The organism is Pseudomonas sp. GL_093 (assembly GCF_057837605.1).
Genome location: NZ_CM174448.1, coordinates 5,770,323 through 5,784,878, shown reverse-complemented (window position 1 = coordinate 5,784,878; position 14,556 = coordinate 5,770,323). Strand labels below are relative to the sequence as shown.

At 60.1% G+C, this 14,556-nt stretch carries 10 protein-coding genes and 1 pseudogene; 5 read left to right on the top strand and 6 right to left on the bottom strand.

The annotated features are described in order from the left end of the window. Window positions 1–38: 38 nt before the first annotated feature. From AC3IUE_RS26645 to AC3IUE_RS26625, 5 genes and pseudogenes are all read right to left on the bottom strand, one after another. Window positions 39–125: pseudogene (locus AC3IUE_RS26645) on the bottom strand (hypothetical protein); the annotation flags it as partial. 590 nt (window positions 126–715) lie between these two features. After that, window positions 716–2,527 carry a DAHL domain-containing protein gene (locus AC3IUE_RS26640; RefSeq protein ID WP_489264240.1) on the bottom strand — a complete coding sequence of 604 codons (1,812 nt, stop codon included), beginning with the start codon at window positions 2,525–2,527 and terminating at the stop codon, window positions 716–718. After that, on the bottom strand, window positions 2,524–3,483 hold the full coding sequence (locus AC3IUE_RS26635) for a cytochrome-c peroxidase (protein ID WP_489264239.1): 960 nt from the start codon (window positions 3,481–3,483) through the stop codon (window positions 2,524–2,526). Before AC3IUE_RS26635 ends, AC3IUE_RS26640 begins: the two co-directional genes overlap by 4 nt. Before the next feature lie 44 nt (window positions 3,484–3,527). Next, window positions 3,528–5,402, bottom strand: a complete 1,875-nt coding sequence (locus AC3IUE_RS26630) for a putative bifunctional diguanylate cyclase/phosphodiesterase (RefSeq protein ID WP_489264238.1) — start codon at window positions 5,400–5,402, stop codon at window positions 3,528–3,530. Next, the gene (locus AC3IUE_RS26625; protein WP_489264237.1) at window positions 5,399–7,705 is read right to left on the bottom strand and encodes a putative bifunctional diguanylate cyclase/phosphodiesterase; all 2,307 of its coding nucleotides are present in this window, start codon (window positions 7,703–7,705) and stop codon (window positions 5,399–5,401) included. Before AC3IUE_RS26625 ends, AC3IUE_RS26630 begins: the two co-directional genes overlap by 4 nt. 260 nt (window positions 7,706–7,965) lie before the next feature. On the opposite strand from AC3IUE_RS26625, the gene nosR reads away from it, so the two are divergent. The 4 genes from nosR to AC3IUE_RS26605 all read left to right on the top strand — a co-directional run bounded on the left by nosR (window position 7,966) and on the right by AC3IUE_RS26605 (window position 11,027). Further along, complete coding sequence (nosR, locus tag AC3IUE_RS26620; protein WP_489264236.1) at window positions 7,966–9,318, top strand: response regulator c-di-GMP phosphodiesterase, NosR family; 1,353 nt, start codon at window positions 7,966–7,968, stop codon at window positions 9,316–9,318. A 111-nt stretch (window positions 9,319–9,429) separates the two neighbouring features. Further along, on the top strand, window positions 9,430–9,864 hold the full coding sequence (locus AC3IUE_RS26615) for an NUDIX hydrolase (protein ID WP_489264235.1): 435 nt from the start codon (window positions 9,430–9,432) through the stop codon (window positions 9,862–9,864). A 24-nt stretch (window positions 9,865–9,888) separates the two neighbouring features. After that, a complete protein-coding gene (locus AC3IUE_RS26610) occupies window positions 9,889–10,527 on the top strand; it encodes a LysE family translocator (RefSeq protein WP_056742029.1) in 639 nt (212 codons plus the stop codon). Window positions 10,528–10,529: 2 nt separating this feature from the next. Continuing rightward, window positions 10,530–11,027, top strand: coding sequence for a GNAT family N-acetyltransferase (locus AC3IUE_RS26605; protein ID WP_489264234.1), 498 nt, complete (start codon window positions 10,530–10,532; stop codon window positions 11,025–11,027). A gap of 147 nt (window positions 11,028–11,174) precedes the next feature. On the opposite strand, the gene metR is transcribed toward AC3IUE_RS26605, so the two are convergent. Next, window positions 11,175–12,092 (bottom strand): transcriptional regulator MetR, encoded by a 918-nt coding sequence (metR, locus tag AC3IUE_RS26600; protein WP_008155262.1) that lies wholly within the window; start codon window positions 12,090–12,092, stop codon window positions 11,175–11,177. A 107-nt stretch (window positions 12,093–12,199) separates the two neighbouring features. On the opposite strand from metR, the gene metE reads away from it, so the two are divergent. After that, window positions 12,200–14,512: a 5-methyltetrahydropteroyltriglutamate--homocysteine S-methyltransferase gene (gene metE / locus AC3IUE_RS26595; RefSeq protein ID WP_461999735.1), complete on the top strand. Its 2,313-nt coding sequence runs from the start codon at window positions 12,200–12,202 to the stop codon at window positions 14,510–14,512. The last annotated feature ends 44 nt before the right edge of the window (window positions 14,513–14,556 follow it).

Below are 14,556 nucleotides of genomic sequence, written 5' to 3'. Positions count from 1 at the left end.
TAGCCATCCAGGGTGCCGAGGTTGGAGGAAATGAAGCCAATGGGGTTGTTGATTTCATGAGCGACGCCAGCCGCCAGTTGGCCCAGAGAGGCGAGTTTTTCCGATTGCACCAATTGGGTTTCCAGCTGTTTGCGTTCGTCGATTTCCCGCTGCAACTCAACGCTGGCCTCTGTGAACTGTCGGGTTCGGCGTTCGACCATTTGCCCTAAATGGTCCATCTGCACGCTGGCCCGTTTGGTCATGTCCCATTTGGTCAGCAGGGTGTTGGCCATCTGCTGGACTTCGATATTGTCGAACGGCTTTTTCAGGATCAACAGTCGATCATGGGCCTGCAATCGATCGAGCAGTTCATCCCAGGAATAGTCGGAATAGGCGGTGCACACCACCACCTGCAGGCTCGGGTCGGCCTGCCACAAATGTTCGATGGTCTGCGCACCGTCCCAGCCCTCAGGCATGCGCATGTCGACGAAGGCCAGGGCGTAGGGGCGGTTTTCCTGCAAGGCTTCGTTCAGTTTGCCAAGGCCTTCCTGGCCGCCATAGGCCGAGTCCAGCTCGAACAGCGCAGTGGTTGATTTCACTTCGCTGCCAAACAGCGCGGCCTCCATCTCGTCCAGTTCGACGGTCTGCTCCGGCATGGGCGTGAGGATCTTGCGGAAATCCACGTGAATGGACAGGGTGTCATCGATCAGCAGAATGCGTCGGTTCGAAAGCTCGCTCATGCTTCCTCCGGTACGGTTTTCAGCGGGATCTGCAACGTGAACAGCGCACCCTTGCCTGGCCCGTCGCTATGGGCGGTGAGGTGGCCATTCATCTCAATGGCGGCCAGTGCGCAGCTGTGCAGGCCGAAGCCGTGGCCTTCCTTGCGGGTAGTAAAACCGTGGGCAAAGATGCGCGTCATGTTTTCCTCGGCGATGCCTTCGCCGTCGTCCTTGACGCTGACTTGCAGGGTCTTGTCTTCGACGATTTTGACCCCCAGGGTCATTTGCCGCGGGCGGTTGCTGAGGTCGGACATGGCGTATTTGGCGTTGCTGATCAGGTTGATCAGGATCAGCAGCAACCGGTGCTTGTCACCCATGACCCGCGGCACATCGCTGTACTCCTTGACCACCGTGACGTGGTGTCGGGTCAGGGCGCCAGAGTTCATGCGCAGGGCGTCTTCCAGCAATTCGCTGATGTGCAGCGGTTCCATCAGGCTGTTGGCGCCCGCGTAGGATTGCTGGGTGGCGACGATGTCCTTGATGTGGTCCACGCTTTTGGTCAGCTGGGCCAGTTCTTCGGTCATGCCTTGTTGTTCCAGGGCTATCGCGTCCACCAGTTGATTCAGGTAACCCGGTAGCAACTTGCCTTTCGCGTCCTCGGTCAGAAAGGTGCCGAGGTCGCCTGGATGTTCGTTGATCAGCTGCATGGCCTTGCCCAGGCCCTGCGCTTTGCTGGCGCGCAGTTTGCGGGTCACCAGGTCGGCCGAAATATTCACGCTGTTGAGCACGTTGCCGACGTTGTGCAGCACATTGGTGGCGATCTCGGCCATGCCGGCCTGACGCGCGGTGTCGAGCAGTTCGCTCTGGGTATCCTTGAGTTCGCGGGTGCGCTCTTCAACGCGCAGTTCGAGGTCCTCATTGGCGGTTTGCAGGGCTTTGTTGACGCGATTGATCACGGTGAAACTGCGCATCAGGTGAATCGCCAGGTACACCAGCAACAGCACCAACAGTACGGAAAACACCAGCATGTAGAAGTGATAACGCTGATCCACCGCGTCGGTCCGCTGCTGGTCGGTGTTCAGCAGGTTGGTAATGTCGTCCAGGCGTTCGGCCACGGGAACGGCTTCGATGTTTTCCAGTAACCGATTGACCACCGGCTGCTCACGCAGGATCAGCGCGATGTGGTTGCTCATAATATCGATCGGACTGTGGAACTGTTCAGGCAGACGCTGTTTGTTCACCCCCAGTTTGTTCAGCCCGAGCAGGATGTCGGCGGCCCTGTCGTCGGAGGTGACCTGAGCGAACTCCAGGCTGCTGAGCAGCAAGTCATACGTGTCGGTGGCGGCGTTCTGAAGTTGCAGTTTGTCGACATCCCCCAACCGGGCCAGCTGTTCCTGTATGTCGTCCTCGGCGGTGGGCAGGAACGCCAGCGAGTTGCGCAGCACGGCGTTGTGAGACTTGAACTGCTCCACCAAGCGGGTCTTTTCCTGAATGGCGCTCAGGTACGCATCATGGCTGGCGCGCCAGATGGGCGAGTCGTTGCGGCCATGGTTCGACTCCATGGTGTCGAACCGCTCCCAAAGGTCCGTTATCTCGGTCAGTGGTGAGACCAATGGATCGTAGTTATGACTGATGGCGACCCTGGCCTTGAGGATCTCGGTTTCCCATTGTGCGTTCAGCTGCTTGATCCGGCCGATCAAGTCCCGGGACTCGGTGTAGGTCGTCGTCTGGTTCGAGCTGGACTTGAGGTACAGGAACAGCAGCACCGAAGCCAGCATCAGGGCGACGACGCCAAGCAACGCCAGGTTACGGCGGTTAGTCATTCTCATAAGGGCTTGCCTCCCCATTCACCGGTCAGGGTCTTGAGGAATTTGATGATCAGCGTCTTGTCGTCGGCAGAGGGAATACGACCGAGCTGGAACTTGAACATCACATCCACCGCCTCTTCGAGGGTTTTGGCCGAGCCGTCGTGAAAGTACGGCGCGGTCACGGCGACGTTGCGCAGGCTCGGGACCTTGAACACGTTGCGGTCCTCTTCGTCCTTGGTGACCAGATAACGGCCCAGGTCGGCTTCGGTGGGGTTGCCCCGAGTCTTGAAGTAGTCGCCCATGACCCCGAACTTCTGGAACATGTTGCCGCCGATGTTGACGCCCTGATGGCAGGCGATGCAGCCGTAGTCCTTGAAGCGTTGGTAGCCGTATTTCTCGTCGAGGGTGAGAATGTCGGTATCGCCTTGCAGGTATTGGTCGAAACGCGAGTTGGCGCTGATCAGCGTGCGTTCATAGGTGGCCAGGGCATTCTGCACATTGTTCATGGTCACGCCGTCCGGGTAGGCGTTGGCGAACGAGGTCTGATAAGCCGGATCGGCGCTCAGCATCTGCACCACATGCTCCCAGTTACTGCCCATTTCACTGGGGCTTTGCACCACGCCGTGGATCTGGGTTTCCAGGGTGTCGGCGCGGCCGTTCCAGAATTGCCGGAAGTTCAGGCTGGCGTTGAACACGCTGGGGGTGTTGATCGTCAACGGAAGGCCGGCGAAACCGATGGAAAACGCCTTGTTGTCGGCGCCGCCGTTTTCCAGTCGATGGCAACTGGCGCAGGACAGTGAGCTGTCGACCGACAAGCGCGGTTCATTGAACAGCTGACGACCGAGTTCGACCTGCAGCGGATTCTGTTGGGGCACCGCCGGCAATGGTTTGAGCGCTTCATTCAGTGGCGCGGCACCGGCGCTCAGGCAGAGTCCGAACAACGGCGCCAATAGCAGACGGAGAAAGGAAGGCGACATCTGATAATTCCTTGGCGTAGGGCCTGTGTGTCGTTGCGCATCGTTCACGTGGCTGCGGATGAAGAGGGCTTCACCGACCCCAGATACCGGACGAAGGCGTCCGGTTCCACGGCTTTGCTGAAGTAGTAACCCTGGCCTTCCTCGCATTGATGGGCCTTGAGGAAATCCAGTTGTTCGAGGGTTTCCACCCCTTCGGCAATGATGGTCAGCTTGAGGCTCCGGCCCAGGCTGATGATGGCGCTGACCAGCGCCGCGTCGTTGCTGTCGCTGCTTAAACCGCGAATGAACGACTGGTCGATTTTCAGCACGTCGATGGGAAAACGCCGCAAGTAGCTCAGGCTGGAATAACCGGTACCGAAGTCATCGATGGCCAGCCGCACGCCCATGACCTTGAGCCGGGTCAGGGCGTTCACCGTGGTTTCGATGTTCTGCATCAACACGCCTTCAGTGATTTCCAGCTCCAGCAAGGCCGGTTCCAGACCTGTTTGTTTGAGTGTCTGTTCGATGCCGTCGACAAAGTCCCGCTGACGGAAATCGATGGCCGACATATTCACCGACATACAGATCTTCGGCAGCCCCGCGGCCTGCCAGGCGCAGGCTTGTCGACACGCCTCGGCCAGCACCCATTTGCTCAACGGCACGATCAAACCGCTGTCTTCGGCCACACTGATGAAATCCGTGGGGTAGATCAGACCGTGCCCCGGTTTTTGCCAGCGAATCAGCGCCTCGGCACCGACCACCTGGCCACTGCCCAGGTCTAGTTTTGGCTGGTAATGCAGGACAAATTCGTTGCGTTCCAGCGCCAGGCGAATGCCGCTCTCGATGCTTTGCTGATCCCGGGCGCGCTGGTTCATCTCGTCGATGAAAAAACTGAAATCGTTCGGTCCGCTTTCCTTGACGTTGCGCATCGCGGTTTCGGCTTTCTTGATCAGCGCGATGGCGTCGAAGCCGTCGTCCGGGTAAATGCTGATGCCCAGGCTGGCGGTCACGCTCAGGTCATGGCCGGCAATGTGCTGGGGCGCGCGGATGGCGTTCAAGAGTTTTTCGGCGATGCCCTTGGTTTGCTGGGGATGGCGGACATCGGCGAGGATCACCACGAATTCATCTGAACCGTAGCGGAACACCGAGTCGGACTCGCGCACTGTCGCCACCAGATTGCGCCCGACCTGTTTAAGCATTTCGTCACCGGCCGGGTGGCCCAGGGCATTGTTGATGCGCTTGAAGCGATCGAGGCCCAGAAACATCACCGCCAGTTGCTTGTCATGGCGCCGGGACAGGGCCAGGGACTGGTTCAACCGGTCACCGAGCAATGTGCTGTTGGGCAGCTCGGTCAGTACGTCGTACTGCAACAGGTGCGACACCTTGAGCAATTCGTGGACCCGCGCCTCGATGGTTTGCTCCAGGTTCAGGACTTTCGTTGCCGCGTCCTGTGCCATCTGCCATTTCCAGGTCAGGGCACTGGCCATCTGTCGGATTTCCAGGCTGTCGAAGGGTTTTTTCAGCACCAGCAACTGGTCGCCGAACTCCAGCCGTTCGGCCATGTCTTCCCAGGTGTAATCGGAATAGGCCGTGCACAACGCGATTTGCAGGTGAGGATCGGCCTTCCACAGTTGTTCGATGGTTTCCAGGCCGTCCCAGCCCGGTGGCATGCGCATGTCGGTGAACGCCATGGCATAGGGGCGACCTTCGGCCCGTGCGCGCTTGACCAGTTCGAGGGCTTCCTGACCCTGGTAGGCCGAGTCGAGCTGGAACGTCAGCCGATCAAGCTGCACGGTACCGAACAGGGCTTCTTCAGCGCCGGCCAGGGTCTGTTCACATTCAACCTCAGGGCCGAGGATCTTGCGAAAATCCTCATGAATCGAGGGCGTGTCGTCGATGATCAGGATGCGCCGGTTGGTCCGCACGAAAGGCGTTTTCATCCTTTGTCCTCCGTGAAGCGTGGCGGGTTGTCCCGGATCGGCCCGATGTCATGGTTCGGGGGCACAATGCTGCCGGCCTTCAGCAGCTCGGCGGCCTGCTGGCTGCTGACCGCTTTGCTGAAGAAGTAACCCTGGGCGTTCATCGGTGAACCGGTGGCCATCAGCGAGCTGCGTTGCTCCTGGGTTTCGACGCCCTCGGCAATGATGCCGATCCCGACTTCACGGGCGAAGTTGATGATGGCGCGCAGGGTGTTCGCGCTGGCCGGATCGCGGGCGGCGGTGTCGATGAAGGCCTGCGCGAGTTTCAGGTGATTGACCTGGTAGGTCTTGAGGTAGTCGAACGAGGAGTATTCGGTGCCAAAGTCGTCGATGGCGATCTTCACCCCCAGCTCACGCAGGCGCGGCAGCACATCGTTGTGGGTCCATTTGGTCTGGGCCAGCGTCGCTTCGGTGACGTCGAAGCGCAGGTCCCAGGGGCAGAGTTCCCAGCGTGCGGTGGTGCGCAGCACGTCATAGATCAGTTCGGGGCCACTTTTGAGTTGGGCCAGGGACAGCTTGATCGCAATCACCGGCGGCGCCATGCCTTCATCGCGCCATTGACGCATTTGCTGGCAGGCTCGATCCAGCACCCAGTGACCGAGTGCGACGATGGTGCCGGTCTTTTCCGCAGCGGGCAGGAACGCCGAGGCTTCCAGTAAACCGCGTTCAGGGTGGTTCCAGCTGACTTGAGCTTCCATGCCGAGGATTTTGCCGCTGCTCAGGTCCACTTCCGGCCAGTAATGCAGTTCGAGTTCCTGGTGTTCGATGGCCGCTCTCAAGTCGCTGGCGATGGTCATGCGTTCGACCACCTCCTGATTGATCTCCTCGGAATGGAAGTGGTACTGGTTGCGACCCTGTTCCTTGGAGCGATACAGCGCCATGTCGGCCTGGGTCAGCAGACCGTCGGCGCTGGTGCTTTCCGGGGTACAGCTACTGATGCCGATACTCACCGAGACCCGCACATCATTGCCGTCCAGGGAGTAGGGCAGTACCAACGTATCGCGGATTTTGGCGGCCAGGGCTGCGGATTGGGTCGGGTCACCGACGTCCAGCTGCAAGATCGCGAACTCGTCACCGCCGAGTCGGGCAACCACATCGTTTTCGCGCACGCAGGCTTTGATCCGGCGGGAAACCTCTTGCAGCAACAGGTCGCCCACCGGATGGCCGAGGGTATCGTTGATGCGTTTGAAGTGATCCAGGTCCAGGTAAAACATGGCGAACGGTGCCGCCCCCCGACGCGCAGAGGCGAATGCCTGGTGCAACCGCTCGATCAGCGTCGCACGGTTGGCCAGCCCGGTCAGCCCGTCGGTGCGGGCCAGCAGGGCGATTTTCTCTTCGGCCAGTTTGCGTTCAGTGATGTCGATGATGATGCCTTCGACTTCCAGCAAACGGCCTTCATCGTCGCGCACCGGGATGTAGCGGTTTTCGACCCAGCGCCAGGCTCCTTCGCCAGTGCGCATCCGGAATTCGATGGAAGCGCCCGCCGCATGACGGTCCAGCACCCGGGCCATGGCGGTGTCGACCTTGGTTTGATCGTCGGGATGGATCAGTTCCTGGGCCCAGTTGGCCGAGGCGACCAGTTTCGCCGCGACATGACCGTATTTGGTGATGTTGTGCGAGATATACATCAACGGAAACGACGGCTCGCCGCGCAACCGATACAGAATGGTGGGGCTGTTCTGCACGATGATGTTGGCGTCGGACAGCTCTCGGGTGCGTTCTTCGACCGCCTGTTCGAGCAGCGACATCTTCAGTTCTGCGTCTTCGGTCATTTGCCACTTGGCCGTCAGTGCGCTGGCCATCTGGCGGATTTCGATGGCATCGAAGGGCTTTTTCAGAATCAGCAGGCGATCACCCAGTTCCAGGCGTTCGTCGATGTCTTCCCAGGAATAGTCGGAATACGCGGTGCAAAGCGCCACTTGCAACTTGGGATCGACCTGCCACAGCCGTTCGATGGTTTCCAGCCCGTCCCAGCCCGGCGGCATGCGCATGTCGATGAAGGCCATCGCATAGGGCATGTCGTTGGCCAGCGCCGTCTCGACCTTGTCCAGGGCTTCGAGGCCCTGAAACGCCGAGTCGAGCACAAAGCTCTGCAGCGATAGCGCCGCAGGAGTGCCGAACAGGGCATTTTCGGCGCTGATCAGGCTATCGTCATCGATCGATGGCGGACTGAGGATCTTGGCGAAGTCCGCATGAATCGAGGCCGTATCGTCGACGATAAGAATCCGTCGGTTGGTCCGTGCCAGCAGCGTATTTATCGACATACGCCAGTACCGGCAGCAGTTTGATGCGGTGTACTCATAGAAGGGGCTTCCTTTCCCTGATCACCTGGCCGAACGTACAGATTTGGATCCGAGTCAGCTCAGCATAGTCGCCTGTCCAGCACTTCGCGCAACTCAATGAGCTGAATCATTTCCGGTGGCGGGCTGAAAATCATCTAGCCTGTAGGTCAGGCTCCGGCAATAGGGGATGTTTGCCTCGGGGCCTGCCACAACGATGTGCCCGTTTCACTTGAGGTGACGCCATGGAAGAGCAACTCCCCACGACTTTGAACGATAAACCCAAGGTGCTGCTGGTCGATGACGAGGAGTCAATCCTCAACAGCCTGCGTCGCCTGTTACGCGGCCAGCCCTACGAGTTGCTGCTGGCCTCCAGCGGTGCCCAGGCGCTGGAGATCATGGAGCAACACTCCATTGACCTGGTGATGACCGACGCACGCATGCCCAATATGGATGGCGCCACGCTGCTGGCCCGCATCCATCAGCTTTACCCCACGACCACCCGGATTCTGCTCACCGGCTACGCGGACATGCCGACGATCATCAAAGCGATCAACGAAGGGAAGATTCACCGCTACATCAGCAAACCCTGGAACGACGAGGAAATGCTCCTGACCTTGCGCCAGGCCTTGGCTCATCAATATTCCGAGCGCGAACGCCAGCGCCTGGAGCAGTTGACCCGGTTGCAGAACGACCAGTTGAAGTCGCTCAACATCACCCTGGAAAAACACGTCGCCGCCCGCACTGCCGAACTCCAGCAGACCGCCGACATGCTCGACCTGGCCTACGAAGAGCTCAAGCACAGCTATGTCACCGGCACCGAGGTGTTCTCGCTGCTGGCCAACCTGCGCTTGCCCCCGGCCAAACAGACCAACCGCCAGATCATTGAACTGGTGCGGGTCTACTGCAAACTTCACGGCCTGGACGAGGGCACCAGTCGCGACCTGACCATGGCCGCGGCGCTCTACAACATCGGCAAGCTGAGCTGGACCGACAGCATGATGACTGCGCCCGCGGACCTGCTGCATCACAGCGATCGGGAGCGCTATCGCGGTTATCCCAAGCAGAGCGAATCGCTGTTGATGACGCTTGACCCGATGAAGGACGCCGCCCGTCTGATTCTTCATCATCAGGAGCGCTGGGATGGCAGCGGCTTCCCCGACCGGCTCAAGGGCGAGGCGATTCCGTTCGGTTCGCGGCTGTTGAAACTGGCGGTGGATTTCATCGAGTTGCAGCGCGGGCTGATCCTCGAGCGGCTGATGAACAGTGATGAAGCGCTGGTCTACATCCGCAGCTATGCCGGGCGACTCTACGATCCCGAGTTGGTGGAGGATTTCATCCAGGTGTGTGCCGCGTACTTGAGCGACATCTCGCTGGTCGATCCATCGATCAAGGTGCTGACCACACGCGAGTTGGTGGCGGGCATGATCCTGGCGCGCAACCTTAATGCCGACAACGGCATGCTGCTGCTCAACGCCGGCAAGGTGTTGAATGGGCCGCTGGTGGAGAAGTTGATCACTTTCGAGGCCATGGAAGGCGCGAAATACAGCATTTTCGTGAAGGTGCCGGAAGACGTTGCGGTTCTCGAGGCCAGTTAGTTTTTCCAGACTCTACAAAAACCCTCTGTGGTGCTTTGAAGATGTTTTCGGCGTGACGAGGTAGCGGAGCCATGTGATCCTTGCGCCTTTTCCCAAGGACGATCCTGATCCATGACGCTGTCATCCGCTGCTTCGCCCCGTCTCATCCGCATCGCTGCCGCCCTGTTGATCGGTCCGGACGGTCGCACGCTGTTGGTCCGCAAGCGCGGCACCGAGGCGTTCATGCAGCCGGGGGGCAAGATCGAAGCCCATGAGCAACCGGTCCACGCGCTGGCCCGTGAACTGGAAGAAGAATTGGGCCTGGTCATCGATCCGGCACACGCCACTTATCTTGGGCAATTCTCGGCACCGGCCGCCAACGAGCCGGGTTTTGTCGTACAAGCCGAACTCTTTCAGTTGACCATCGATTCAGACGTATCGCCTGCGGCGGAGATCGAAGAGGTGCGCTGGATCGACCCGGCCACTGACGGTAATGTCACGCTGGCGCCATTGACACGGGACCTGATCCTGCCGTTTTATCGTGCCTTGTTAACCGAAACTGCCTGATTATTCCCGGACAAAGGATTGCCCATGATTCCACTTCAAGACTTGCTGATTTTCGCCGCTGCCGCATTGCTGATGGTACTGACGCCGGGGCCGAACATGATTTACCTGATCTCCCGTTCGATCTGCCAGGGGCGCAAGGCAGGCGTGACCTCGTTGCTTGGTGTGGTCGCGGGGTTTTTCGTGCACCTGTTCGCGGCCGCTGCCGGTTTGACCGCGGTGTTTCTGGCGGTGCCGATGGCCTACGAAGTGCTGAAGTGGGCCGGTGCGCTGTACCTGATGTGGTTGGCCTGGCAAGCCGTCAAACCGGGAGCGCGTTCACCGTTCGAGGCGCAGCAGTTGCCGCCAGACTCGTCGCGCAAACTGATCACCATGGGCTTTCTGACCAGCGCCCTGAACCCGAAAATCGCCGTGTTTTATTTGTCGGTGTTTCCGCAGTTCATCACGCCTGAGCATGGCTCGGTGTTCACTCAAAGCATCACTCTGGGGTTGACCCAGATCAGCGTCAGTTTCAGCGTCAATCTGCTGATCGCGCTGTTCGCCGCGGGCATCGCCTCCTGGTTCGTCAACAACCCGTCCTGGCTGGCGGTGCAGCGCTATTTCATGGGGTTCGTGCTGTCGGCGCTGGCGGTGCGACTGATGCTGGAACAACGACGGATGACTTGAACATGTGGATTGAACGGCTTGATGCCAGTCATGCCCTGGATTATCGGGCGCTGATGCTCGAAGCCTATGACCTGCATCCCCAGGCGTTTACCTCCAGCGTGCGCGAACGCGCCGTGATGCCGTTGAGTTGGTGGGAATCACGCCTGAGCAGCAAGCTGGACGTGGTGTTCGGCGCGTTCGAAAACGGTGAGTTGGCGGGCATCGTCGGCCTGGCCTTCGAGCCTCGGGAAAAGGCCCGGCACAAGGCGACCTTGTTTGGCATGTATGTGTCGGGCAAGGTCCGGCAACGCGGGTTCGGTTATCACCTGGTGCAGGCCGCCCTGGCTGAAGCGCAGGACCATAAAGGTCTGAGGTTGATCCAGCTGACCGTCACCGCCGGCAATGACGCTGCGTTCAAGTTGTACCAGCGTTGCGGCTTCATCCAGTTTGGTCTTGAGCCGCAGGCGGTGCGGGTGGGCGAGGACTACTTCGACAAGATCCACATGTGGCGCGAGCTCTAAGGAACACGAAGATCCCTGTGGGAGCGAGCTTGCTCGCGATAGCGGTGTGTCAGTCGATACAAATGTTGCATGCTAAACCGCCATCGTCGGAACGCCGCCCGGAGCAAGCTCGCTCCCACATTTGATTGCATTCCAGTCTGCAAACGATCAGCGAACGGCGCTGACGCCGTCGAGTGTCGAAAACGACGTGTCCTTGGCCGTCAGCAAGAAATCGCGCATGTACGGTGCATCCAGCATGTCGGCGCGAATCCCGGCGTACAGCGTCGCAAACAAACCTTTCTCGCCCAGCCGCTTGGCCTTCACATAACCCCGTGAGCTGTATTCATGCAGCGCCCAATGGGGCATGCCGCACACACCGCGGCCGCTGGCCACCAATTGCATCATCATCACCGTCAGTTCCGACGTGCGCACCTGCGCTGGTTCGATATCGGCCGGTTCGAGGAAACGGGTGAAGATGTCCAGCCGATCACGCTCCACCGGGTAGGTGATCAGCGTTTCGGTGAGCAAATCTTCCGGGACGATGTAGGCCTTGCTCGCCAAACGGTGCTGGTTGGCCACCGCGAGCATCGCTTCATAGGTGAACAACGGCACGTAAGTGATCCCGGCCAGTTCCAGCGGGTCGGAGGTCACCACCAAATCCAGATCGCCGCGGGCCAGCGCAGGCAGCGGGGCGAAGGAGAACCCGGAAGCCAGGTCCAGTTCGACTTCCGGCCAGGCATCGCGGAACTGGTCGATGGTCGGCATCAGCCACTGAAAGCAACTGTGACACTCGATCGCCATGTGCAAACGCCCGGCCGTGCCACCGGCCAGCCGCGCGATATCGCGCTCGGCGCCGCGCAGCAATGGCAAGGTCGCATCGGCCAGTTGCAGCAGACGCAAACCGGCACTGGTGAAGCGCACCGGTTTGGTCTTGCGCACGAACAACGGCATGCCCATGCGCTCCTCCAGTTCCTTGAACTGGTGGGACAGGGCCGACTGCGTCAGGTGCAAGCGGTCGGCCGCATCCACCAGGCTGTCGGCTTCGCGCAAGGCGTGCAGGGTCTTCAGGTGACGGATTTCAAGCACTGGGGGCTCCATGAGGAAAACTTGTGACCAACACGAAAAGGTTGAGTTTGTCTCATGTTGGGTTGGCTGTCGACAATAGCGCCATCTTTTACAGGGAGAAATTCACCATGGCTCTGGCCCATACACTTGGTTTCCCGCGCATCGGCGCTGACCGCGAACTGAAAAAAGCCCTCGAATCCTACTGGAAGGGCGATCTGGATCAGGACGCGCTGAAAAGCGTCGGCCGCCAATTGCGCGCCACCCACTGGCAATTGCAGAAAGACGCCGGCATCGACCTGCTGCCTGTGGGCGACTTCGCCTGGTACGACCAGGTCCTGACCCATTCCTTGACCTTCGGTGTGATCCCCGAGCGTTTCGACAACGCCAAGGACTCGCGCGGCCTGCCGACCCTCGACACCCTGTTCGCCATGGCCCGTGGCGCCACGGCTGCCTGCTGCGGCGGCGAACACAGCAAAGCGCAATACGCCCAGGAGCTGACCAAGTGGTTCGACACCAACTACCACTACCTGGTCCCGGAATTCAGCGCTGACCAGCAGTTCAAGCTGAGCTGGGAACAGCTGTTCGACGAAGTCGACGAAGCCAAGGCGTTGGGCCACAACGTCAAACCGGTGATCATCGGCCCACTGACTTACCTGTGGCTGGGCAAAGCCAAAGGCAACGACTTCGACAAACTCGACCTATTGGAACGCCTGCTGCCGATCTACGGCGAAATCCTCGGCCGCCTCGCCGCCCAAGGCGTGGAGTGGGTGCAGATCGACGAACCGATCCTGACCCTCGACCTGCCACAGGCCTGGAAAAACGCTTTCGAACGCGCTTATCACATCCTTCAATACTCGCCGCTGAAAAAACTGGTGGCGACCTACTTCAGCGGTCTGGAAGACAACCTCGGCCTGGCGGTCAGCCTGCCGGTGCAAGGCTTGCACATCGACGCCGTGCGCGCCCCGGATCAACTCGGCCAGGTGCTGGACCGTCTGCCGACCTACAAGATTCTCTCGGTGGGCCTGGTCAACGGCCGCAACGTCTGGCGCTGCGAACTGGAGCAAGTGCTGGCGCAACTGCAGCCGGCCCAGGAACGCTTCGGCGACAACCTGTGGGTCAGCAGTTCCTGCTCGCTGCTGCACAGCCCGGTGGATCTGGATCGCGAAGACAAACTCGACCCTGAACTGAAAAGCTGGCTGGCGTTTGCCGTGCAGAAGTGCGGCGAAATCGCCGTGCTGCGCGATGCCCTGAACGATCCGCAATCGCCCAAGGTGCAAGCCGCCCTCGCCGAGAGCCGTGCGATTCAGGCCAGTCGCGCCGAGTCGCCGCGTATCCACAAAGCCGAAGTACAGGCGCGCATCAACGCCATCGGGGCGGCGGACAGCCAACGTCACTCGCCGTTTGCCAAACGCATCGAGCAGCAGCGTGCGCGGTTGAAACTGCCGGCCTTCCCGACCACGACCATCGGCTCGTTCCCGCAGACCGGTTCGATCCGTCTGGCACGCCAGGCCTTCAAGCAAGGCAAACTGTCGGCCAACGACTACACCGACGCCATGCACAGCGAAATCCGCCATGCCGTGCAAGTTCAGGAACGCCTGGGCCTGGACGTGCTGGTTCACGGTGAAGCCGAACGCAACGACATGGTCGAGTACTTCGCCGAGCAACTGGACGGCTACCTGTTCACCCGTTTCGGTTGGGTGCAGAGCTACGGTTCGCGCTGCGTGAAGCCGGCGATCATCTACGGTGACCTGAGCCGCCCGAACGCCATGACCGTCGACTGGATCACCTATGCCCAGAGCCTGACCGACAAGGTCATGAAAGGCATGCTCACCGGACCCGTGACCATGCTGATGTGGTCGTTCCCGCGCGAAGACGTTTCGCGCAAAATCCAGGCGCAGCAGTTGGCCCTGGCCCTGCGTGACGAGGTGATGGACCTGGAAAGCGCCGGCATCAAGATCGTGCAGATCGACGAAGCCGCCTTCCGTGAAGGCTTGCCGCTGCGTCGGGCGCAATGGCAGGAATACCTCGACTGGGCGGTGGAAGCTTTCCGCTTGAGCGCCTCCGGTGTGCGTGACGAAACCCAGATCCACACCCACATGTGCTACAGCGAATTCAACGATGTGATCCAGTCCATCGCGGCCATGGACGCCGATGTGATCACCATCGAAACCTCGCGTTCGGACATGGAATTGCTGGAAGCTTTTGAAGCGTTCGACTACCCGAACGACATCGGCCCGGGCGTCTACGACATCCACTCGCCACGGGTGCCGGACACGGCCGAAATGGTCAAGTTGATGAGCAAAGCGGTGAAGCGTATTCCAGCCGAGCGGTTGTGGGTCAATCCGGATTGCGGGTTGAAGACCCGGGCGTGGCCGGAGACGGAGGCGGCGTTGGTCAACATGGTGGCGGCGGCGCGGCAATTGCGGAGTCAGTTGGCTTAAAGTCCTGCGGCGCTCATTCTGGCGCCTTCGTCGGAACGCCGCCC

Bases quoted from the DNA above. Each gene is read 5' to 3' on its own strand.
- AC3IUE_RS26640 (WP_489264240.1), bottom strand. From the start codon at position 2,527: ATGAGAATGACTAACCGCCGTAACCTGGCGTTGCTTGGCGTCGTCGCC.
- AC3IUE_RS26635 (WP_489264239.1), bottom strand. From the start codon at position 3,483: ATGTCGCCTTCCTTTCTCCGTCTGCTATTGGCGCCGTTGTTCGGACTC.
- AC3IUE_RS26630 (WP_489264238.1), bottom strand. From the start codon at position 5,402: ATGAAAACGCCTTTCGTGCGGACCAACCGGCGCATCCTGATCATCGAC.
- AC3IUE_RS26625 (WP_489264237.1), bottom strand. From the start codon at position 7,705: ATGTCGATAAATACGCTGCTGGCACGGACCAACCGACGGATTCTTATC.
- nosR (WP_489264236.1), top strand. From the start codon at position 7,966: ATGGAAGAGCAACTCCCCACGACTTTGAACGATAAACCCAAGGTGCTG.
- AC3IUE_RS26615 (WP_489264235.1), top strand. From the start codon at position 9,430: ATGACGCTGTCATCCGCTGCTTCGCCCCGTCTCATCCGCATCGCTGCC.
- AC3IUE_RS26610 (WP_056742029.1), top strand. From the start codon at position 9,889: ATGATTCCACTTCAAGACTTGCTGATTTTCGCCGCTGCCGCATTGCTG.
- AC3IUE_RS26605 (WP_489264234.1), top strand. From the start codon at position 10,530: ATGTGGATTGAACGGCTTGATGCCAGTCATGCCCTGGATTATCGGGCG.
- metE (WP_461999735.1), top strand. From the start codon at position 12,200: ATGGCTCTGGCCCATACACTTGGTTTCCCGCGCATCGGCGCTGACCGC.